The sequence below is a fragment of the Spirosoma endbachense genome (assembly GCF_010233585.1).
In the GTDB taxonomy this organism is placed as follows: Bacteria; Bacteroidota; Bacteroidia; order Cytophagales; family Spirosomataceae; genus Spirosoma; species Spirosoma endbachense.
The window spans coordinates 5,125,544-5,147,813 of the sequence record NZ_CP045997.1 but is presented as its reverse complement, the minus strand read 5'-3'; the positions used below and the strand labels follow the sequence as shown (position 1 = coordinate 5,147,813).

Below are 22,270 nucleotides of genomic sequence, written 5' to 3'. Positions count from 1 at the left end.
CATAAACCATAAACCACAATGGGAAGAGCGTTTGAATACCGGAAAGCGCGTAAAATGAAACGGTGGGGGCAAATGGCAAAGACCTTTACCCGCATCGGAAAAGATATCGTTATCGCCGTTAAAAACGGCGGTCCTGACCCCGACACCAATGGTCGTCTGCGGGCTATTATCCAGAATGCCAAAGCGGCTAACATGCCGAAGGAAAACGTAGACCGGGCGATCAAAAAAGCTTCGTCGAAGGATCAGGAAGACTATAAAGAGATCGTTTATGAAGCCTATGCTCCACACGGCATTGCGCTCGTTATCGAAACGGCAACCGACAATCACAACCGTACGGTAGCCAACGTTCGGAGCTATCTCAATAAACTCGGTGGTAGCCTCGGCACCCAGGGTATGCTCGATTTCCTGTTCGACCGGAAATCCGTCTTTCGCATTCCGGCCGACGGTATCGATCAGGAAGAGCTGGAACTGGAACTGATCGATGTTGGGGGCGATGAAATAGAATTCGACGATGAAGCGAATCAGTATGTGATCTATGGTGAGTTTACGGCGTTTGGTTCTATTCAGAAGTTTCTGGAAGAAAAAGGCTATGATATCAAACAGGCCGAGTTCGAGCGCATTCCAAACGACTACAAAGAATTAACCGACGACGAAGTTGCTGATGTAGAAAAGCTCATCGAACGCATCGAAGAAGACGATGACGTGCAGATGGTGTATCACAATATGCGATAGCGTAAGTCATTTCCGTAATAAAGCAATTGGGGTGAGTAAGGGATTGGTTAAACCAATCCCTTACTCACCCCAATTGCTTTATTCTATGCTTAAGATTATTTCATGCTGACGCCTTCGCGCAGAATCTGCACCCAGCCCTTAAGTACCTGCGCCGGGGCCTCCCGATCCAGCATGGCATACCGTACCGTCACCTGATAGTAGTACAACCCACTCGGCAGATCGGCCCCGTCACTCGATTTGCCGTCCCAGGCCAGCGTCGGACTGGTGCCTTCGTAGACCTTGCTACCATACCGGTTGTAAACCACCAACGCGACACTCTCCACAAACCGTGGACACTTTAAAGGCTGAAACAGATCATTTTTCCCATCTCCATTGGGCGTAAACACGTTCGGCAGAACAAAAGCCGGACAGGCATCATTACAGACCGTGTTCGATGGCAAACTCTCCACTCCCGACTTGCTGACAGCCGTCACATAATAACACCCTGCCACTGTAGTCAGATTCGTGTGATCAAAGCTGGTCGTGGGAGCAGGAATACTGGCCAGTTGGGCCGGCTTATCCTGCTGGTAACGTCCATAATAGAGCTTATAGCCCACCACATTGGGGTCGCAGGTGGGGCCGGTGGTGAGGGTCCAGTGGAGTTTGTTGGTAAAACTGGTTTGACCGCACAGGCTCTCACTGCTGAGGTTGGCACAGTTCAGACTATCCAGTCCCAGGTTTGGCGAACAGGGTTTGGTGGTATCGCTCGGCGTGGCACAGATGATCTGGCTGTAATTGATCAGTATACCCAGAGTAGCCAGTTTAGGGTCGGCATACTGACCTCGGGTCATCACCCGGTAACAGTAGCTGCTATCGGCCGAAAGTTGGCGGCTGGTATTTCCATCGGCCACAAAGGTATCGTTGCCCGTATCGGTAAAGACATAGGTCTGGGCACCCTGCACCCGCACTTCGGCGATTTTGTTGAAGGGCCCATTAGGGCCTGACCGGCTCCGATAGACATCGTGAGTCTGGTTGTCGTTGGTCCAGGGCGTGTTGGCCTGCCAGCTCAGGGCTACCTGTCGCTGGGCGGGAGTCGCGGCCAACCGGACGCTGGAAGCAGGGTCGGTCACATCCAGTCGGGTGAGCTGGCCATTGGTGCCGGTGTAGTAAAACTCGACCCGGTAGCGATACGCATTAGCCGTAGTGTTCAGCGCACTCACGGAGCTTCCTCTGTCGACAAACACCGTATCGGGTACCCCAGCCTGGAGGTTCGTGTTAATGGTAGCAATGTTGACAAAATCGGCACCAGCCAGACCTGTGGCCCGTTGGAGTCGGTATTGGTACGGAGCGCCTAAATCGCCGGGGTTCAGGCCCAAAGGCCGTGTCCATCGAACGGTAATTCGACCTCGTTGCGTATCCGTACTATCGACCGTGACCTGAGTCATGACGGGGGCCAGCAGTGGCAGTTCGAGACAGGCTTCGGTAGAGACCACGCTAAGCCCGCCGTTGTTGCCAATGCCGGGGTTGCTGGCTACGATCCGGTACGAGTAGCTGACACCCCGTTTGAGTGAACTGGTATCGATATAGCTGGTCGCCGTATAAGGTATACGGGCAATTTCCTGGTAGCCGTAGCTGGCTGGTAATCCAGTCGTACAACTTTGGGAGACAATAGGCGTACAGCCTTCTTTGCGATAAATGATCAGTTTAGTCGTATCACGTGATCCGCCAGACGTAGCAATTCGGCCGCAGCTATAGGCTGTCCAGTTGAGTTGAATGGCTCGCCCGGCGGCAGTAGCCGTGGGGCGGGCCGTCAGGTTTTTGACCGATGGTGCATAGAGTCGAATACGCAATGTAGCAAACGAAGCGAGGGAGACAGCGCCCCTACCCGGCACATCATTGACTTTGAGGGTAATATCATACGGTTCCTCCCGCGCCTGATTACAGTTGGTTTGCCAGGAGAAAGTAGCGGTTGCAGGCTGAGCCTGTGATACACCTCCGTTGATCAGTTTAGCATATTCGGGTGGCACCAGTTGACCAGCGGGGAAAGGCTGACCATCGCTGTTCACATTGAATGGCCCACCAAAAGCCGTAATAATAACTCGTTGACCGTCGGGGTCAGTAGCCCTGATCGCCTGTTGAATCAGTGTACCGGCTTCCACACAAATCTCGGCACCAACAATGAGCGGGCGCTTGTTGGGCTGATCGATTACGATGATCTGCATATCGCGGGTAATCTCGCCGATCAGTACGCCATTGCGCCATTCTTCAATGATAAAGGCGAAGTTAAATTGACCGGCCTGTCCGGGAGAATCCCAGCAGAGATCGCCTGTTCTGGCATCAATTGTAAACGTTGGCGGTGTGCCACCATCTTCCCTAACCGAGCTAAAATTACTGGCGGGATCGAGGTAAGCGGGAATAAATCGACTTCGGCAACTGTTGGGAATTCCTTCCTGAGGCTTGCTAAGCCGGTACGCCAAGCTGTCACCATCGGCATCGAACGCAGCCGGGTTGTGGCAGAATTTCTGACCAACGCGAGCCGAATCCAGGGGTGGGTTCAGCATAACAGGCGTTGAGTTAACTTCCAGAGCCGCATTGATCAGAATCGTTGTCGACACATAAAACGTAATCTGATCGGAGCTTCCGGCGGGCGGAAGGTTCAGCGTACCTTTGTTCCGGTTCGCGATCTGAACACCAATCGTATAAGCGCCAGGACCCGGATAGGTATGAGTTGTCACGTACGTGTTTACGGATGACGTACGGCCGTTAATGTACCTACGGCCAGATCGTTTCACCTCCGCCTGCGTACCATCACCAAAGCAGAACGTATAGGAATTCGCATCGTCAGCAGCTGTTTTCCCCGTTACTTCGTCATAGTACGTAGTCAGGGTTATCTCATAAGTTAAAGAAGCTCCGGGAAGTCGTCGGGTTGTAATTTCACCTGCCCGTACGTGCGTAGCCTGGCTGATGGTTGGCCAGAGAATAGCCCCCATAGATAGGGCAATGAGCCCAATTGTATAAACTAAACGCATAGAATTATCGCATTTCACTTACAACGAATTCAGACCCAAAAAGTATATTTCCTGTTGGGGTAGAAACTGCCTGTTTTCACCTTTCGGGCAAGATTTTGTTCGTATTCTGACTTTTGATTATACTTTATAAAACCCAGGCCGGTTGAACAGGGTTTTCCAGAAAAATCGCAGAAATATACCGACTTGCTGCGTAAATGCCCGTTGATTTTCCAAATCTGCCCACGGAAGTCGCCGGTCGCGCAGGTTCACCGCTATTTTCCAGGCATACACAATGGGAATCATTAGCAGATAATGCAGGATAAGGACCAGATAAGCACCAACTCCATATTGCTTCCGAACCCATAGCAACTGCGACACCTGTATTTGTGGCTTAAATCGGTTGATGTGGGTTACTACATGCTGCTGATTATCGTCACTGCTGCCATACTCAAGATGAATAAAACTGGCCTCTCGAAGTAACAATAATCTCCCATGCTTCCCTAACCGATAACCCCACTCAACATCCTCGCCGTACATAAAAAAGCTTTCGTCTAATCCGCCAGCCAGGGCAATTGTCGATGGTCTTGTCATCAGAAATGCGCCTGAAAGCCATTCTACCTGATTTGGATCAGAATACTGTGGGTCAGGAATAAGCCGGTGGAGCCAATTTTGAAAAAACGCTCCGGCGGGCAAAATATAAAATGCCCGGCGCATCTGCCCGAAAGTTGTGTATAGATTAGGTCGGAGCTGGCCACCGCCCCCCCGCTGTAGGACACTCACGGCTGCCACATCGGGTTGTTTATCCAATATGCCTACGCACCGGGCCAGTACGTTATCAGTCAGCAGGGTGTCGGAATTGAGCAATAGTACATTTCGGGCTTTTGCCTGCTTAATGCCATAATTATTGGCCCGCGCGAAACCGGCATTATAGCCCATATCGAACCAACGAACAGTCGGGTACTGGGCCAGAATAACAGCCTGACTATCATCACCCGACTGGTTATCGACGACAATAACCTCAAAATCAATACCTTCCGTATACGTATGTATTGACGCCAGACAGTTCAGAATGAGCTTAGGCGTTTTATAATTGACGATGATTATGCTTAAATCGAGCAAGACAAATTGAATTAGCAGGGCATAAAGATAGGTATTAGTAAAAATGGAATTGGGTGACGGAGTTAATTCGTTTAGCACAAATTAGCTCCGTCACCCAATTCCATTTACAATACCCACCAGGTAATCAATACAATACCCAGGTATCTTTGCCCCCTCCTCCTTGCGACGAATTGACCACGAGCGATCCCTTGCGTAAAGCTACCCGTGTTAGTCCACCTGGAATGACATTAACGCCATCGCCATAGAGAATGTAAGGCCGTAAGTCAACATGGCGCCCTTCGGCATGATCGCCGACCAGACACGGCACCCGCGAAAGCGAGATCGTTGGCTGAGCGATGTAGTTCCGTGGATTTTCCTGAATTTTCTTTCTGAATAATTCGTGATCTTCGGGCGTGGCCTTAGGGCCAATCAGCATTCCGTAGCCACCCGCTTCATTAGCCTCTTTTACAACAAGTTGCTCAATGTTTTCCAGCACATACCGACAGTCTTCTTCCTCGCGACAGATGTAGGTTCTGACGTTTGGAATAATAGCCTCTTCGCCTAAATAATACTGAATAATTCGCGGTACGTAGGCATAAATAACTTTGTCATCGGCAACGCCCGTTCCGGGTGCATTGGCGAGGGCAACGCGTCCTTTTTTGTATACTTCAAAAATACCCGGCACCCCGATCATAGAATCCGGATTAAAAGCCTGAGGATCGAGGAAGGTGTCGTCTATGCGTCGATAAATGACATCTACAATCTGGAATCCCTTCGTTGTACGCATCTTCACATAGCCCCCCGACACGACCAGATCACGGGCTTCGACCAATTCAACGCCCATTTGCTGAGCCAAATACGAATGCTCGAAATAAGCTGAATTGTAAATACCCGGCGTCAGAACAACAACCGTCGGATTCGGCCGATCGGCAATAAACTGAAGCATCTGAAGCAACCGCATCGGGTAATCGGATACGGGTCGAACACCCGTTTGAGTCAGTACTTCAGGAAATGTCTGCTTCGAGAGTTCACGATTTTCGAGCATATACGATACGCCCGACGGACAGCGGAGGTTATCTTCCAGCACCATAAACTGGCCATCGTCGCCCCGGATAAGGTCGGTTCCGGTAATATGGCACCAGATTCCTTTCGGTGGTTTGACGCCAAGACAGGGCGGAAGAAATGATTTACTGGATTCGATCAGGTCGCGGGGAACTACGCCATCATTCAGAATACGCTGTTCATTATAAACATCGTCGAGAAACATGTTCAGCGCCTTAATCCGTTGAATTAAACCAGCTTCGAGGTTATCCCATTCGGCCGATTCGATAACCCTTGGAATAATATCAATAGGCATAATCCGCTCAGTCCCTTCGCCTTCCGAATAAACATTGAAGGTAATACCCATACTCATCAGGGCGCGCTCAGCGGCATGTTGCCGGCCAATAATGTCTTCGCGGGTAAGTTGCTCAACCCGCTGCTGGAAAGGCGCACACCCTGCTCGAACCTGTGTCTCGCCGTCGAACATTTCATCGAAAAAATTTTCGGTTTGATAGTCGGCAAAGGTAAAATTGGCTGTGAGCTGACCCTGCGACTGGGTCATTCCGTTGAGCGTCTGCGATTGAGATTGCGCGGTGGATTTTCGTTTCATGGAACAATATATTGCCGTTTATTTAAATGGCCAAACAGAAATGCAGTTTAGCTCACTATTATACAAATCGAACGTAAGAAAGATCAGAATTAGCCAATACCCGTATGGAAATAAGTTCCAGTCCACCTGTGAATTAATGGATACGCATATTGGCGCTAATTCGCGGCTACAGTATACGCTATTTTATAACGTTCTGTTTTTCGTTTAAAGCGGTGCCTTGGGTCAAAACCTTGGCACTGCTTTAAACGAAAAACATAAATGTATTTATCTACAGATACGAAGTGCCTGATTTTCTTTGGCTTTCATCTGATCTGGATTTCGGTCAAGGTGATTTTATAAGTGTATTTCCCTCAGTACATTTTAATCTCTACACACCTTATCGCTTCATTTGGGCACTTTTTAACATTTTTTAAGAGTCTTGCAACAGTATATCTACTTAGGGCGTATCGGCAGTAGAATTAGCGCAGGAGATAAGCTCAGGCTAGTTCACTAGTCTAACCAGTAAACAAAACCAACAACAATTTCCATGAAAACACTGCTTGTTTTCAGTTGCGTGGCTGCCCTTGCGCTAAGCCTGAACGCCTGTAACCGTAATTCTGTAGACCCAACGACGGCCGATGCCTCGGCCCGGTCGGCCTCTGTCTCCGGAACGACCGGTGGGCCTAAAAGCCTGACAGTTGTCGATGCGTCGACCTTGCCAGCGGCCATTACAACGTACATCAATACCAACTATGCGGGTGCTACGATTAAAGAAGCCGCCAAAGGCCCATTAGGCAATTATGTTGTTGCTATTTCAGTAAATAGCACGATTAAATTGCTGGCTTTTAAAGCCGATGGGACATTTGAGAAACTACTCGATGGAAAAGGTGGACCCATGCGGGGCGATTCTGCGCATCACCCCAAACCAGATTCGCTCCATCGTCCCAAGCCTGATTCGCTTCATCACCCTAAGCCAACTCCCGGTGATTCTGCGCGCCATCCACGCCCTGCCCCTGGCGATACAGTTCGTCATGCCGGTCCTGGGCGGGGACCCGATGTAACGGTCATTGCCGTATCGAGCTTACCCGCAGCCATCACAACATACATTACTACCAACTTTGCGGGTGCAACGATCGAGAAGGCTGTTCAGGAGAAAAAAAGCAGTGATTATGTTGTCCTGATCAAAACCACAGACAGCAAGCATGTCGTGCTGCTCTTCGGGTCGGATGGCACCTTCAAGAAAGCAGTAACAGGTAAATAGTACCCCTTTTTGTTTACTCGAACACAGAAAGACCTGGCTATACAGCCGGGTCTTTCTTGTTAAATTTCCTTAATGGCTTATAACTAATTGCCAGTAGTCCATAACTTTCTACATGAAAATTAATACTGGTACTAGTTATGAAAAAAATCTCCTCTGGGCTCGTTCTCCTACTTTTTTTTAGCTCTCTAGCAACAATGGCTCAAACCGAAAAAGGTCGCTGGACGATCGGTGCCCAGGTGGGAAATTTCCAATACAGTACCCAGAATGAATATTATTCTTTTTCGGGAAGCCTTTCACCATATGCCGGCTACTTTGTCGCTAAGAACCTCACTATTGGAGCAGGAATTCCCCTGAGTTTAGCGACACATAAGTATTATGACTATCACTCCAATAATACTGGTATTGGCATTTCGCCCAATGTCCGCTATTACTTCGGCAATGCGAATCTAAAACCTTATGCAGGTTTACAGTATAGTTACTCAAGAACTCATCAACGAACAAGGACGGGAAGCCAGGATACCGATGCCAATGGGTTCGCATCCAGTTTTTCACCATCCATAGGTTTGGCTTATTTTCTTAATCATACGGTCGCTTTAAACATTGGCCTGAACTATATCTGGCAACGATACAACAGTGGCAATCAAAATTATGACGTTGATGGCAAGCCAGTTGATAGTCAAACCGCAACGTCAAAATATGCAATGGTAGCTATTGGCTTTGATCTTTTTTTCGGGAAATAATTCTCAGCCATTCATTTTACAGGCTCACGCCAAAGCGCTCTCCTAATTCTTCCAGACTTTTTACGACCGGCTCCACCAGTGGAATGCCATGAACGAGCCGCTCGGCCTCCATCTCACGCTCCGGATCGCCAGGAATCAGAACACGGTGTCCTTCAATGGCTTTAGCCTGCCGGAATCGTTGAATCCAGGTATCCATATGCGTTTTAAACTCGTCAGCGGGACGGAACGCATCAATACGCATTGCTCCGAAGAAATGGCCCGTACCCTGTCCAACTCCTTCGTTAGCCTGCATAAAACCAGCCGTAGCAAAAGGTGGCACCCAAGGCCCGTAATTAGCACCGGATAAGACACCCGAAAAAATATCGACAATGGCACCCAGGCCATAACCTTTATGGCTTCCGTGTTCGCGATCAGTGCCTAAAGGCAGTAAAGCTCCCCCGTTTCGAATGGCATTGGCATCGGTCGTAGTCTGCCCAGCGGCATCCTGCGCCCAGCCCAGCGGAATATCCTGACCTTTTCGTTGCAGAATTTCCAGCTTCCCATACGCAACAGCCGTTGAGGCAAAATCGGCCAGAAAAGTAGGTTCTGTTGCGGCCGGAATAGCCACGGCAATTGGGTTGGTTCCCAGGAGTTTATCCAGCGAAAACGTTGGCGCTACCAGTGGAGCGGCATGCGTCATGGCCTGTCCAATCATGTCGTGATCAGCCGCCAGCAGCGCGTGGTAGCCAGCAATACCGAAATGGTTGGAATTACGAACAGCCACCCAGCCCGTTCCGGCAATGCGCGCTTTTTCAATAGCAACCTGCATCGCCCACGGCCCAACAACCAGGCCAAGTCCCCGATCGCCATCAACCACGGCAGTAGATGGTGTCTCGTGAACGATTCGAATGTGGGGCTGCGGATTAATTCGGCCAAGATCATAAAGCCGAACGTAACCCGGCAAACGCGCAACACCATGAGAATCAACACCGCGCAGGTCGGCACTGACCAATACATCGGTAGCTAAACGGGCATCGGCTTCCGAACAGCCGATAGCGATAAAGATTTGTTCGGTAAATGAACGGAGTTGGTTCGCAGTAATCATGGGTGCAAATTAACGAAGCGAACAGGTTAAACTTCGCTAAAAATTCAGCCAAATCCACGTCTTTTGCGTTATACCAAACAACGCCATTTACGTACGCATGATGTCACGTCGCTCCCTCCTCCCCATTTCACTCTTTTTTTTGGCAGCACTATTCAGTCATTTTTCAGTAGCTCAGCCAACCGACACACTCACAACCGAACAACTTCTTCAGCGGAAAGGAACGGCTTACTCCGCTCTGATACGCCCCTCCAGGTATCTTGCCCTGGATGTAAATCATGCCCTCGGCGGTTTTCGCCGGTATCGTTTTTTTGAGGGAGATGAGCTTCACTTTAAAGCGCGGGGCGAAAAATTCAGGGAAGAGTTGTATGCCGTTACGGATACTAGTTTCACGATCCTGATGGCCAACGAAGTCATGAACCGCGATGAACCCGTAACGTTCCGGTTCGATGAGGTCCAAAAAATTATGCTACACCGACGAATACCTTTTGTAACGGCGGCCGGGACTATTTTTCCACTGGCCGGGGGCGTTTACCTGATCGCAGATGTAGTCAACAACAGGCAGTTGAATGCCAATGTGCTCCCTGTTACCGGGGCCTTTATCCTGAGTGGTATTTTGTTTCACTGGCTAAGTAATCCACACATAAAGATCAACCGAAACCACCGTCTGAAAGTCTTGCGAACGTATTAAGGCACTGAAACGTAAAGCAAAATTGGGGCAATGAAAAGGTTCATGTAATTGCCTCATTTCTCCTCAATTACCTCAGGCACCTGATTGCCTATACACTTAAGTTGGCGTAACGGTTGACGATACTGTATCTTTGCAGGAATGAACGCCGTTAAACTTACTCCCCCAACTGGCCCCGTTCGGGCTACCATTCCGCTGGCTTCGTCGAAAAGCGAAAGCAATCGTGCCCTCATTATTGATGCGCTGACCAACTTTCGCTGCGATCTGCGTAATTTATCGACCGCCCGCGATACGCAAACAATGATCCGTCTGTTAAAATCAGACGATGCTGTTGCCGATGTACTCGATGCCGGTACGACGATGCGTTTTCTGACGGCGTATTTCGCCGTAACGGGCCAGAAAAAAACCATGACCGGTACTCCCCGTATGTGTGAGCGACCCATTGGGATTTTGGTGGATGCGTTGCGGACGCTGGGAGCAGACATTACGTATCTGAAAAATGACGGATACCCACCTTTGCAGATCAATGGATTTACGCCTTCGGCTGAAGCGAAAGTAAGTATCCGGGGTGATGTCAGTAGCCAGTACATTTCGGCATTGCTGATGATTGCTCCTACATTACCAAACGGTCTGACGCTCGAATTAACGGGGGCTATTGGCTCACGGCCTTATATTGAAATGACCCTGGAGCAAATGGTGTATTTTGGTGCTGACGTTGAAACCGATTGGGATAAAAAAACCATTACGGTCAGGCCAAGCCCCTACACCCCAAAATCCTACACCATTGAATCGGACTGGTCGGGTGCCAGCTACTGGTACAGCGTTGAAGCGCTCGCTCTCGACGAAACCGCTGAACTTGAATTGATAGGGCTGAAAGCAAAATCATTACAGGGCGACAGCGCCATTGTCGATATTATGCGGTCATTAGGCGTCGAAAGCACATTTACCGAAACAGGCGTTCAATTGACCAGACAACCAGCCGAAACAACACTTGCCTGGGACTTCACTCATTGCCCCGATCTGGCCCAGACCGTTGCTGTCTGTGCCGCCATGAACGGTGTTGTGCTGACGCTGACCGGTGTTGAAAGTCTCAAGATTAAAGAAACAGACCGCATAGCTGCCTTGCAGGCGGAATTACAAAAAATCGGAGCCGAACTGGTTGAAATTGAGCCTAATCATCGGTATGAGGTTAGGCGATCGGGTTCTGTTTATCAATCACCAGCCACCATCGAAACCTATGATGACCATCGTATGGCCATGGCTTTCGCACCAGTGGCCATGCAGCAGGAGGTCGTGATTGAAGAACCGGGCGTAGTAGCCAAATCATACCCTAGTTTCTGGGACGATATGGCCCGGATTGTATCGGTACAGGAAATACAGGCAGGCACTAAAGTTGCCGGATAATTCCAAACTTAGGTTCACCGTAGTTGGTTTATGTGGCATCATTTAGGATAAACTGACTACTGAAAGCGGCACAACAATAACCACAAACCAACCATGACGCGTCGGGAGCAATTTGAACAGCAGGGCTACCTGATTGTTCGTAATGTATTTACAACCGAAGAAGTTACCAAACTACGACAGGCCGCTTACGACCATCGTGACCAGCAGCAAAAAAAAGGACTGGTTGCCCAGGTCAAACAAGCTTCGTCGATAAAGGGCGACCTGCTTAGCAAAGACGGTCTGGGGTGGGTTCTGTACGACCCACGAATTGTGACAATTGCCACAGAATTACTGGGCGATACCCCCGTTTACTTTTCCGACAGCACCTACCAGATCGGAACCGGAACCCGAGGATTCCACCGCGATAATATTGATCGCCATCAATTTGGTCAGGGGGCCGATTGGGAAGGTACGTATCCGCTCATTCGTTTTGGCATTTATTTGCAGGACCATGATACGTATAGTGGTGGTATCCGGTTTAAAACAGGCAGCCACCAGGCGGCTGACGGAGCCGATGTCTTTGCCGACACCCGCGCTGGCGATATTGTCGTCTGGAATATGCGGACACTGCACAGCGGCAACGCCCGACGAATGAAATTATTCAACAATTTACCATTACATGTTGGCCTGGAAAATCGCCTGCCGGATTTTTTGTTTCGTGAACAGCAGGGAGAGCGTATATCGCTTTTTTTCAGCTATGGTTTGGCCGGTAAACACCTCGATCGTTACCTGGAACAACACCTATTGAAACGGGCCGACATGCAGGATAATATCCGGCTATCTGACTATACGCCGGAGACGCTGGCGAACGCCAAACAGAATAAGATTGATGTCCTGGAGGTTAAAAAGTTATTATAAATACTTAGCAAAAAATTAACATAAGTTCGCCTGATTAAAAACCTGGTTTTGCCCTATTTTTATTGACTTTACCTTCATTATCAGTCAGATAAAAAAAATAGTTTGGCTCTGGTAAGTCTAATAATTTTATAACTTAGCCGACGGCATTGGGGCATATACGAATTTTCAACTTACAATTTGCTACGTTAAGTAATTTTTAAGTCATAAATAGCGTTAAATAAAAAATAACTCACCAACTTTGTGGTGTGAATTGACATTAGTCTTTTGGGAATTTTAACGTTTCCCGGACTAACAAAGAAATTGCTAATTTTAGCATAACGATCCTTTACAAAGGGAAGGTTGAACATCAAGATTCAACGGCCGCCCGGTCGTTGGTCTTGAAATGGTGTGGATAGAAGCGGAAAGCCGCCCCGATTTTCGGGACGGCTTTTTTGTTTTTAATCGGACTGACCAAAAACCGATTTAACTTGCTGAATAATTTAGTCTAGAAGTAGATTTATATACATCAAACCTCTTACCAGAAAAAATTGGCAATGACAGAAACATCATTCGCGACTCGTTTTGTAGATGACCAGTCTATTCCTTGGGAATCGGTTGCCGAGGGCGTCAAACGTAAAATCATGACTTATGATACCAACCTGATGATGGTGAAGGTTGCCTTTGAAACGGGTGGGATCGGCACGCTTCATGAGCATAGACATACCCAGATAAGCTACGTTGAAAGTGGTGCTTTTGACATTACCATTGCTGATGAAACAAAAACTCTCCGTACCGGCGATGCCTATTATATTCCGCCGAATATCCGGCACGGGGCCGTCTGTGTAGAAGCAGGTGTTCTGGTCGACGTCTTTACTCCCATGAGAGAGGACTTTGTCTAGTAAATATATATTTTAGAACGTGTAATGAGACCCGTTCGAGTATTCAATCAATTTTTTATAACAAATCATGCAACGCCCTCTTTGTTGTCTGCTCCTGTGCTTACTGTTTTACGCGGTTAGTGTATCGGCTCAGAAACCTGAATTACCTTATACAACAATTAATTTCCAGAATCTGAACGACTTTAAACCAACTGGCAGCAACTGGAAACTCGCCGGTGACGTTTTCTATGACCTCAATAAGAGCGGAGGTGGAAGCGTCAAATCAGGAACGGGTATACTGGTCAATGATCTTTCCGGAAAAAGCAAAGATCATCTGTTTACCAAAATGGAACACGGTGATATTGAACTGGAGCTGGATTTCATGATGGAGAAAGGTTCCAACTCAGGCATCTACCTACAAGGTCGGTACGAAATTCAGCTGTTCGATAGCTGGGGGGTAAAAGTGCCGACGCCGGCCGATTGTGGTTCCATTTACGAACGCTGGGACGAAAGCCGACCCGAAGGCCGCAAAGGCTATGAAGGCCACCCGCCCGCTCAGAATGTCAGCAAAGCACCGGGTTTGTGGCAGCATTATAAAATTGTGTTTCGGGCACCGCGTTTCAACGAAAAAGGCGAAAAAATTGCCAATGCCCGTTTTGTTAAAGTGATACAGAATGGGGTAACCATCCACGAAAATATTGAAGTAACCGGACCAACCCGATCGGCGGCTTTTCAGGATGAAAAACCCATGGGCCCGCTCATGCTCCAGGGCGATCATGGTCCGGTAGCCATTCGTACTATCAAATACAAAGCCTATGCCATTGAGCCCGTGGCGCTAACTAAATTACAGCTGAGCGCTTATGACGGTAAATTCAAATCCGTTGATGAACTGGCTTCGCTTACACCGAAACGGGAAATGCCGATCGATGTACTGGCTCATCTGGCACCCGGCAGTAAGGATAACTTTGCGGGAAAAATTACGGGCACCATCCATATTCCCCGCTCGGGCGAATACCTGCTCAACCTGAACCTGCGCTGGATTCCGGCTGAGGTTAACCCGAACGTTCGGAATGGAGCCGGCGAATTGAAAATCGCGGGTAAAAAACTCCTTACGATCAATACTGAAGATGGTGGTACGGCATCGACAAAGGTAAATCTGGAGGCAGGTGATTATCCGCTTGAACTATCCTACTACAAAAATTTTGGCTTGTGGTATGCCCGAAGTAATGATATTCTCTTATCCGTTGAAGGACCTGGATTTCAATATACAACCCTGAATCAAATTATCCGGGCCGAAGATCCGGTTAGCGAAATTTCACTGCTGGCCAAAAGCGAGCCCGTTATGCAGCGGGGCTTCGTCAACCACCACGGCCTGAAACATACTCATACCATATCGGTTGGTGAGCCAGGTGATGCCAACTACACGGTCGACCTTGCGAAAGGGGAATTTCTGCAAATCTGGCGGGGCGATTTCCTGGAAACAACACCGATGTGGCACGGCCGGGGCGAAACACAGCTTTCGGTTCCTTTGGGCAGCGTAATCGAACTTTCGGGTAAGCCTTCGCTTGCCTGGCTGGCAGATAAAAATGCAGCCTGGCCCGATTCCAGTGCTACGTATACGAACCTGGGCTACGACATCGACAAATCAGGGCGTCCTGTTTTCAAATACACGCTGGGCACAGCAAACGTACGGGAATCATTTGCGTCAACCGATGAAGGCCGAAAGTTATCGCACTCATTTACAGTAACTCCCGGAACGACCGTTACCGGGCAGGGAATCTGGTGCCGAATTGCATCAGGAAGCGATATTACCGAGTTGCCTAACGGTATGTATGCGATTAATGACAAGCAGTATTTTATTGAGCTACCAGGGAAAGAAAAACCGGTTATTCGCACTACTGCCGCAAATACCAAAGAGCTATTGATGCCGATAAACGCAACGAATAATACGGGCACGGTCACCTATTCAATTGTCTGGTAAGCGCTCAACTTCCCGAAAAACAAGATGAAAGCATATACTCATAATCTCAATACACGGGCTCTAACGGCATTGGTTGTGGCCAGTGTGGCCTGTTTAAGCCCTTTATCGAGCAGGGCGCAGATCCAGTCCAAAACTGGCCAGCCAGTCAGTTCAAGCAGTAAGCAACCGGCTCCGGTTGCCAAAGGGCTGGCGAAAGTCGAAGCTGATCCGGAAAAAGAGGATGATTTTTATAAACTGATTTCCCTACCCGTTCCGGAAGATATTATTCTGGAAGTGGGTGGCATGGCCACATTGCCCGACGGAAGCCTGGCCATTTGTACCCGGCGGGGCGAAGTCTGGATCGTATCAAATCCATACATAAGCGGAACCGAACGGCCAACCTACAAGCGGTTTGCCTCTGGGCTGCATGAGCCCCTGGGACTTGCCTACAAAGATGGAGATATCTACGTAACCCAACGGAGCGAACTTACCCGTCTGCGTGATACAGACGGCGACGGACGGGCTGATTCGTACGATAAAATTTTCTCCTGGCCATTATCCGGTAACTATCATGAATATTCGTATGGACCAACATTCCTGCCAAATGGAAACATGCTGGTTACGCTAAACGTCGGCTGGAGCAATAGTCTGGGGCATGGCGTTAGTCTGGTTCCCTGGCGTGGCTGGACGCTGGAAATTACGCCGGATGGCAAAATGATGCCTTTCGCTGCCGGTATGCGCTCTCCGGCTGGTTACGGCATGAATGCTGCAGGGGATTTCTTCTACACCGAAAACCAGGGCGACTGGGTTGGCTCGGGCCGTATTTCGCAGGTAGAAAAAGGCGATTTCCTGGGCAATGCCGAAAGCCTACGCTGGACAGGTTTGCCGGGCTCTCCGCTAACGCTGAAGAAAGATGAAGTGCCTAACACGGGCGAACCATTGTATGATGTGGCCAAACGCCTGCCAGCCCTGAAGGCTCCGGCAGTATGGTTACCGCATGGTATTCTGGGCATATCGACATCAGGTTTCATGAGCGACAATACGAACGGGAAATTTGGTCCTTTTGCTAATCAGGTATTCGTTGGCGATCAGGGACAAAGTATCCTGTCACGGGTTGATTTCGAGAAAGTTAAAGGCGAATACCAGGGTGTTGTTTTTCCGTTCCGCGAAGGTTTCTCATCGGGCGTCCTGCGTATGGCGTGGGGACACGATGCCTCTATGTTTGTGGGTATGACCAGCCGGGGCTGGTCTTCGACCGGTAAAGAGCTTTATAGCCTGCAACGCGTTGTCTGGACGGGTAGAACCCCTTTCGAAATGAAGACCATTCATGCAATGCCCGACGGTTTTGAGATCGAGTTCACCGCCCCTGTCGATCCTGAGCTTGCGGCCAATCCTGAGTCTTATAAAGTTACAGGCTTCAATTATAAGTATCATGCTACCTATGGTAGTCCGGTCATTAACCGGGGTGGTTGCCCAATTCGGGGTATTGTCGTATCAAAAGATGGACTAAAAGCACGGCTGGTGGTCGATAGTCTCCGATTAGGCTATATTCACGAGATTACAACACCGGGTGTTCGTTCGGCAACCGGCCGGGCCTTGCTGCATAATGTCGGCTATTATACCCTCAACAACATACCGGACGGCGAAAAGCTGGTAATTGCAGCCGCTGCACCAAAGCATGATCATTCCGATATGGCCATGGCTTCCACCTCATCGGCACCACCGGTCAGCACAAAGTCGACTAGCCCGAAAGGAAAACCCATGACCAAAGCGGGTGCCGCTAAAACGGCTGTCAGCAGTGCAGCCAAGCGGGTAACAGAAATGCCGGCATCATGGGGAGAGCCCGATTATACGATCACGATCGGTACTAAACCAGGGCTTAAGTTTGCTCCTGAGCAGTTTCAGGTAAAGGCAGGTAGTAAGGTTCGCGTTGTCTTCAACAATGAAGATGACATGCTCCATAACTTCGTGGTAGTAACACCCGGCACAGCAGTTCAGGTTGGCGAACTGGCTATGAAATTAGGCCTTGAAGGGCAGGAGAAAAATTACATTCCGCAGTCTGACAAGGTTTTACATCATACCAATCTGCTTCAGCCCAATACAAACGAGACGATTTACTTTATCGCTCCCGATAAACCCGGCGACTATACGTACGAGTGCTCAGTACCAGGGCACTTTTATGTCATGCAGGGTAAGATGAAAGTTGTCAAATAAAGTACCTGTAAAAAAGATGTAGCGTAGGCAGCAATCTGCCTGGTCGTAGATCAAGTTGTAAAGAAAAAGCGTTTCGCTACAGCTTCCCCTACGGTCAGGCAGATTGCCATCTACGCTACACTTATGAAAGCCAAAATCTCAACCTGAACCCGTTATGACCATTCCTGCAAAGCTATCCACTTACTTTACCCTTCTGCTACTTATTGCATGTAGTTTACCGGTTCAGGGTCAAACGTTATCAGAAGCTATTCGGCTCAACCAGCTTGGTTATTACCCCAATGCAGCAAAAATTGCGGTTGTAGTCGGAGAAGCAAAGGGAGCCTTTCAGCTGGTTTCGGCAGATTTAAAAACGGTTGTCTTTTCAGGAAAACTGAGCGATACCCGGCAGAACGCAATTTCAGGAAAAACAACCCGCACGGCTGATTTTTCTACGTTTACCAAAACCGGCACTTACGTTGTCCTGATTCCGGGTACAGGTCACTCCTTCCCGTTCGAGATTCGGCCCAGTGTGCACAGGAATCTGGCAATTGGGGCGCTCAAAGGATTCTACTACCAGCGCGTATCGACTGACCTACCCGCCAAATTTGCCGGAAAATGGGCACGGCCAGCTGGCCATCCCGATAATCGCGTACTCATTCATCCATCTGCGGCTTCGAAAGATCGACCAGCCGGTACGGTTATAGGATCGCCCAGAGGCTGGTACGACGCGGGCGATTACAACAAGTACATTGTCAATTCGGGCATAACGATGGGCACACTTCTGTCGCTGTACGAAGATTTTCCGGCCTATATGAACGCCTTAAAAACCGATATTCCGGAAAGCACGAATAAAATTCCTGATCTGCTCGATGAGGTGCTCTGGAATCTGCGGTGGATGCTAACCATGCAGGACCCAACTGACGGTGGTGTGTATCATAAACTGACGAATCCTCGTTTCGACGGAATGATTATGCCCGACAAGGCCGTTAATGATCGCTATGTTGTCCAGAAAAGCATTACGGCTACTCTCGATTTTGCGGCTGTGATGGCTCAGGCCGGGCGCGTCTACAAAGCTTATAACCGTGAATTACCCGGTCTGGCCGATTCCTGTGTATCAGCAGCCACGAAAGCCTGGAATTGGGCGAAAGCGAATCCAACAGTTGTGTACAATCAGGCCGACATGAATGCAAAATTCGATCCTGACGTCGTAACCGGAAGCTACGAAGACCGCAATGCCAGCGATGAGTGGATATGGGCTGCCGCTGAACTCTACGCAACCACCAAAGACGAATCTTATTATAAAGCGGTCAATCTGTTTCCCGATACAAAAACGCCGTTACCAGCATGGCCGCAGGTTCGTACCCTGGCCTATTATACACTGGCCCGATTCGGCAACGACCTCACTCCCCTTGGCAAAAAAGATGTACTCTTAGTGAAACAACACCTGACAACGATGGCCGATTCGTTACTTATGGGTGCCGACAAACAGGCTTTCCAAACGGTTATGGGGAAGTCGGCCAAGGATTTCATCTGGGGTAGTAGCGCCGAAGCAGCTAATCAGGGAATTGCCTTGCTCCAGGCCTACCGATTAACCAATTCGCCCAATCGAAGCCAGTATTTACAGTATGCACTCGGAAACCTGGACTACTTACTTGGCCGGAATGCCGTGGGTTACTCCTTTGTAACGGGCTTCGGCGATAAAACACCCATGCATCCACATCACCGGCCGTCAATCGCCGACGGGGTAGCAGAGCCGGTTCCGGGTTTATTATCAGGAGGTATCAACGCAAATGCCGCACGACAGGACAAATGTGCGGGCTACATCAGCACTGTAGCTGATGAAGTCTACATTGATGCTGATTGTTCGTATGCCTCCAACGAAATTGCCATCAACTGGAACGCACCACTGGTTTATCTGGCTTTCGCGCTGGAAGCATTACAGAACGATCTGAAATTAAATAAATAAACCAGACAAGCCACTTTGTAGGCATTATTGCCAAATCACGGAATGATCGATACTCGAAATCGTTGCTCTGCCGGTCAAAGCCATAGCCAGTTCAAGTTCGGTTCGGAGTATAGTCAGCACTTTCGATACGCCTGCTGCTCCACCACAGGCCAGACCAAAACAAATGGGCTTCCCTACCAATACTGCATTCGCACCCAGCGCAATGGCTTTCAACACATCCGTCCCCCGTCGGATGCCACCGTCCATTAAGATCGGGACTCGCTTGTTTACGGTTTCGGCAATACGGGGAAGTGCTTCAATTGTAGCGGGCACCGTGTCTAGATTCCGTCCGCCGTGGTTGGACACAATAATGCCCGAAACGCCCGACTGAACTGCTATGTCGGCGTCGTCAGGATTCAAAATACCTTTGAGCAGAAGGGGAATTTTTACAAATGATTGTAACCACTCGATGTCTTTCCAGGTCAGGGATTTTGTCAGCGCAAAGGCGTCAGCCATATGGGGTGTTCTCACACCTTCCGGCATTGCAAATTCAACCCGTTGCTGACGGTTGCGGACACCAGCAACGGGTGTATCAACTGTAACGCAAAGCGCCCGGCAACCCTGTGCTTCAGCTTCCTGAATGAGTGCCCTGGTAAGTTCCCTGTCGTCTCTCACGTAGAGTTGAAACCACAAAGGTTGTGTTGCTACGCGGGCTATTTCGCTAAGGGGTGTGGTGGTAAATGAACTAACGACATAAATAGCCGAAGCATCGCCAGCACCCTGAGCGGTGGCCAGTTCGCCTTCCGGGTGCATGATTTTATGGTAAGCGGTGGGGGCAATCAGAATCGGATAGGGCAAGTCGAGCCCCAACAGCGAAATGCGGGTATCGATTTCGCCGACATCCACAAGCACTCTTGTGTTTAGTTTTATGGCATCCAGCGCCTGACGGTTCCATCGGAGTGAAAATTCGTCAGCGGCTCCGCTGGCTACGTATTCGTAGGCCATTTTGGTCATGTTGCCAACTGCCAACCGCTCAACATCAAACAGGTTAATTATTTCTGATAAATCAATGGGGTCATTTTGCGGACTCATGGGGACTTTGGCAGATTGGTGTTGACGCGTTTCAAGATTTATAGTCAAGGCCATAAAGAGTTTAACCCTGGCCATTCTACCCCATTGCCAATGTATCCCTCCTGGTAAAGTCTTTCAAGAGTGAGCTCACTCTCCGGAATGACTTCCATTAATATAGCTTACGCCTACGCCCGGCTTTATTTCCTGTCGGACAGTTCGGCAGAGTGTTTACTTATATCAACTCCCGAACGGATCGTAAATAAGCGGTATATCAGCCTAAAGCTCATCAGGACTTTGTTCGACGAACGTTGGCATTATCTTTAAGGCTGGTCTAAAGCGCGCTATTACAATTACTTATTTAATGAATTGATAAAAGAAATCAATTCAGGTATGTCCAGAATAAAATCAATGGGAACATTAAAAATGGCCTGCTGAGGCATAAAGGCAGACTGTGCTGTTTCGGGTTTCTGAGCAATCGTGATCCCACCTGCTTTTTTGATGGCCATAAGGCCATTGGTGCCATCGGAATTGGCCCCCGACAATAAAATGCCAACCAAAGAATCACCGTATACATCGGCAGCCGACTCAAACGTTACATCCAGCGAAGGTCGACTGTAGTTTACTTTTTCTGAATCATCCAGCGAAAACGTCAGATTTTTTTCGATTAAGAGATGATAGTCTGCAGGTGCCACATAAATAATATCCGGCCTAAGCGTGTCTTTATCTTCTATCTCCCGAACAGGAATAGTTGTTCTACCTGCCAGTAAATCCTCTAAGGTAGAATCACCGGAATTTTTGCGATGCAATACAATTATTGCCGTAAATGATACAATAGGTTGTAAGGCTGGCAATAGCTTTAATAAAACATCAAGGCTACCGGCAGAACCGCCAATGACAACAGCTTTAACAGGATTATTTAACCTATTTTCCGCCATATTTTTTCCTTACCTAATTGCTTATATTTTAATTTAACCATCGAAAATTTTAGTGTTTCCTTTGAGCCTAGCGCCAGATAGCCAAGCTGGGCTAAACTCTCATCAAACAAATCAAATACACGATCCTGCAAAGGCTTATCAAAATAGATTAATACGTTTCGGCAAAGGATTAAATCAAATTCATTGAATGATCGATCAGAGACTAAATTATGGATTGAGAAAATCATTTTTTCTGATAATTTCTCATCAAATTTCACCTGACCATATTGGGCCGTATAGTAAGCTGAGAAATCATTTATCCCACCAGATTCTATATAATTTTCTGAATACTGTTTCATGTGAGCCAGCGGGAAAATGCCATTTCTTGCTTTTTCGAGTGCCGCCGGATTTAAATCAGTAGCATAGATCAATGATTTATGCAGAAGCTTAGCTTCTTTTAGCAAAATAGCCATTGAAAAAACTTCTTCGCCTGTCGAACAGCCTGCATGCCATATGCGAATAAATGGTTTGGCAGCCAATGTAGTTAATACTTCTGCTCTAAGGCATTTATAGAACAGAGGATCGCGAAACATCTCGGTAACAGTCACGGTAATTTCTTCCACAAACCGTTTCAGATAATCCGCATCGGATCGCACACGATGTCTGAACTCGGCAAAGCTTGGAAATTTATCCAGCGTACAAAGCCGGATTATTCGTCTCTTCAGCGATGCTCTGGAATAATTGGAAAAGTCATATCCATATAATTCATACAGATCATTCACTAATATGTCAACTTCGGCCTCTTCTATCAT

Annotated in this window: 17 protein-coding genes; 10 read left to right on the top strand and 7 right to left on the bottom strand. The window is 48.5% G+C overall.

Annotated features, from left to right (window positions below):
• Positions 1-18 precede the first annotated feature (18 nt).
• A complete protein-coding gene (locus tag GJR95_RS20725) occupies positions 19-732 on the top strand; it encodes a YebC/PmpR family DNA-binding transcriptional regulator (RefSeq protein ID WP_162387675.1) in 714 nt (237 codons plus the stop codon).
• A gap of 95 nt (positions 733-827) precedes the next feature.
• On the opposite strand, the gene GJR95_RS20720 is transcribed toward GJR95_RS20725, so the two are convergent.
• The 3 genes from GJR95_RS20720 to GJR95_RS20710 form a co-directional block, all read right to left on the bottom strand.
• Complete coding sequence (locus GJR95_RS20720) at positions 828-3,740, bottom strand: T9SS type B sorting domain-containing protein (protein WP_162387674.1); 2,913 nt, start codon at positions 3,738-3,740, stop codon at positions 828-830.
• A 117-nt stretch (positions 3,741-3,857) separates the two neighbouring features.
• Complete coding sequence (locus tag GJR95_RS20715) at positions 3,858-4,838, bottom strand: glycosyltransferase family 2 protein (RefSeq protein ID WP_162387673.1); 981 nt, start codon at positions 4,836-4,838, stop codon at positions 3,858-3,860.
• Between the two features lie 124 nt (positions 4,839-4,962).
• Positions 4,963-6,468: a circularly permuted type 2 ATP-grasp protein gene (locus tag GJR95_RS20710; RefSeq protein WP_162387672.1), complete on the bottom strand. Its 1,506-nt coding sequence runs from the start codon at positions 6,466-6,468 to the stop codon at positions 4,963-4,965.
• A gap of 526 nt (positions 6,469-6,994) precedes the next feature.
• Between GJR95_RS20710 and GJR95_RS20705 the strand changes: the two genes are divergently transcribed.
• Positions 6,995-7,708 (top strand): PepSY-like domain-containing protein, encoded by a 714-nt coding sequence (locus GJR95_RS20705; protein ID WP_162387671.1) that lies wholly within the window; start codon positions 6,995-6,997, stop codon positions 7,706-7,708.
• Between the two features lie 137 nt (positions 7,709-7,845).
• The gene (locus GJR95_RS20700) at positions 7,846-8,448 is read left to right on the top strand and encodes a porin family protein (RefSeq protein WP_262889804.1); all 603 of its coding nucleotides are present in this window, start codon (positions 7,846-7,848) and stop codon (positions 8,446-8,448) included.
• 16 nt (positions 8,449-8,464) lie between these two features.
• On the opposite strand, the gene GJR95_RS20695 is transcribed toward GJR95_RS20700, so the two are convergent.
• Positions 8,465-9,532: an Ldh family oxidoreductase gene (locus GJR95_RS20695; protein ID WP_162387669.1), complete on the bottom strand. Its 1,068-nt coding sequence runs from the start codon at positions 9,530-9,532 to the stop codon at positions 8,465-8,467.
• A gap of 139 nt (positions 9,533-9,671) precedes the next feature.
• Here GJR95_RS20695 and GJR95_RS20690 point away from each other — a divergent pair, with 139 nt between their 5' ends.
• The 7 genes from GJR95_RS20690 (at position 9,672) to GJR95_RS20660 (ending at position 19,494) form a co-directional block, all read left to right on the top strand.
• On the top strand, positions 9,672-10,220 hold the full coding sequence (locus tag GJR95_RS20690; protein ID WP_232541257.1) for a hypothetical protein: 549 nt from the start codon (positions 9,672-9,674) through the stop codon (positions 10,218-10,220).
• Between the two features lie 138 nt (positions 10,221-10,358).
• Positions 10,359-11,621 carry a 3-phosphoshikimate 1-carboxyvinyltransferase gene (locus GJR95_RS20685; protein WP_162387668.1) on the top strand — a complete coding sequence of 421 codons (1,263 nt, stop codon included), beginning with the start codon at positions 10,359-10,361 and terminating at the stop codon, positions 11,619-11,621.
• A 93-nt stretch (positions 11,622-11,714) separates the two neighbouring features.
• Positions 11,715-12,518, top strand: coding sequence for a phytanoyl-CoA dioxygenase family protein (locus GJR95_RS20680; RefSeq protein WP_162387667.1), 804 nt, complete (start codon positions 11,715-11,717; stop codon positions 12,516-12,518).
• Positions 12,519-13,051: 533 nt separating this feature from the next.
• Positions 13,052-13,396: a cupin domain-containing protein gene (locus tag GJR95_RS20675; protein ID WP_162387666.1), complete on the top strand. Its 345-nt coding sequence runs from the start codon at positions 13,052-13,054 to the stop codon at positions 13,394-13,396.
• A 67-nt stretch (positions 13,397-13,463) separates the two neighbouring features.
• Entirely contained in the window at positions 13,464-15,356 is a 1,893-nt protein-coding gene (locus tag GJR95_RS20670; protein WP_162387665.1) for a 3-keto-disaccharide hydrolase, read from the top strand.
• Positions 15,357-15,380: 24 nt separating this feature from the next.
• Positions 15,381-17,549, top strand: coding sequence for a plastocyanin/azurin family copper-binding protein (locus GJR95_RS20665; RefSeq protein ID WP_162387664.1), 2,169 nt, complete (start codon positions 15,381-15,383; stop codon positions 17,547-17,549).
• 154 nt (positions 17,550-17,703) lie between these two features.
• Positions 17,704-19,494 carry a glycoside hydrolase family 9 protein gene (locus GJR95_RS20660; RefSeq protein WP_162387663.1) on the top strand — a complete coding sequence of 597 codons (1,791 nt, stop codon included), beginning with the start codon at positions 17,704-17,706 and terminating at the stop codon, positions 19,492-19,494.
• A 24-nt stretch (positions 19,495-19,518) separates the two neighbouring features.
• Here the strand turns inward: GJR95_RS20660 and GJR95_RS20655 are convergent, their stop codons facing one another.
• The 3 genes from GJR95_RS20655 to GJR95_RS20645 all read right to left on the bottom strand — a co-directional run bounded on the left by GJR95_RS20655 (position 19,519) and on the right by GJR95_RS20645 (position 22,270).
• On the bottom strand, positions 19,519-20,565 hold the full coding sequence (locus GJR95_RS20655) for an alpha-hydroxy acid oxidase (protein WP_162387662.1): 1,047 nt from the start codon (positions 20,563-20,565) through the stop codon (positions 19,519-19,521).
• 329 nt (positions 20,566-20,894) lie between these two features.
• The gene (locus GJR95_RS20650; protein WP_162387661.1) at positions 20,895-21,479 is read right to left on the bottom strand and encodes a chemotaxis protein CheB; all 585 of its coding nucleotides are present in this window, start codon (positions 21,477-21,479) and stop codon (positions 20,895-20,897) included.
• Positions 21,461-22,270: a CheR family methyltransferase gene (locus tag GJR95_RS20645; RefSeq protein WP_162387660.1), complete on the bottom strand. Its 810-nt coding sequence runs from the start codon at positions 22,268-22,270 to the stop codon at positions 21,461-21,463. Before GJR95_RS20645 ends, GJR95_RS20650 begins: the two co-directional genes overlap by 19 nt.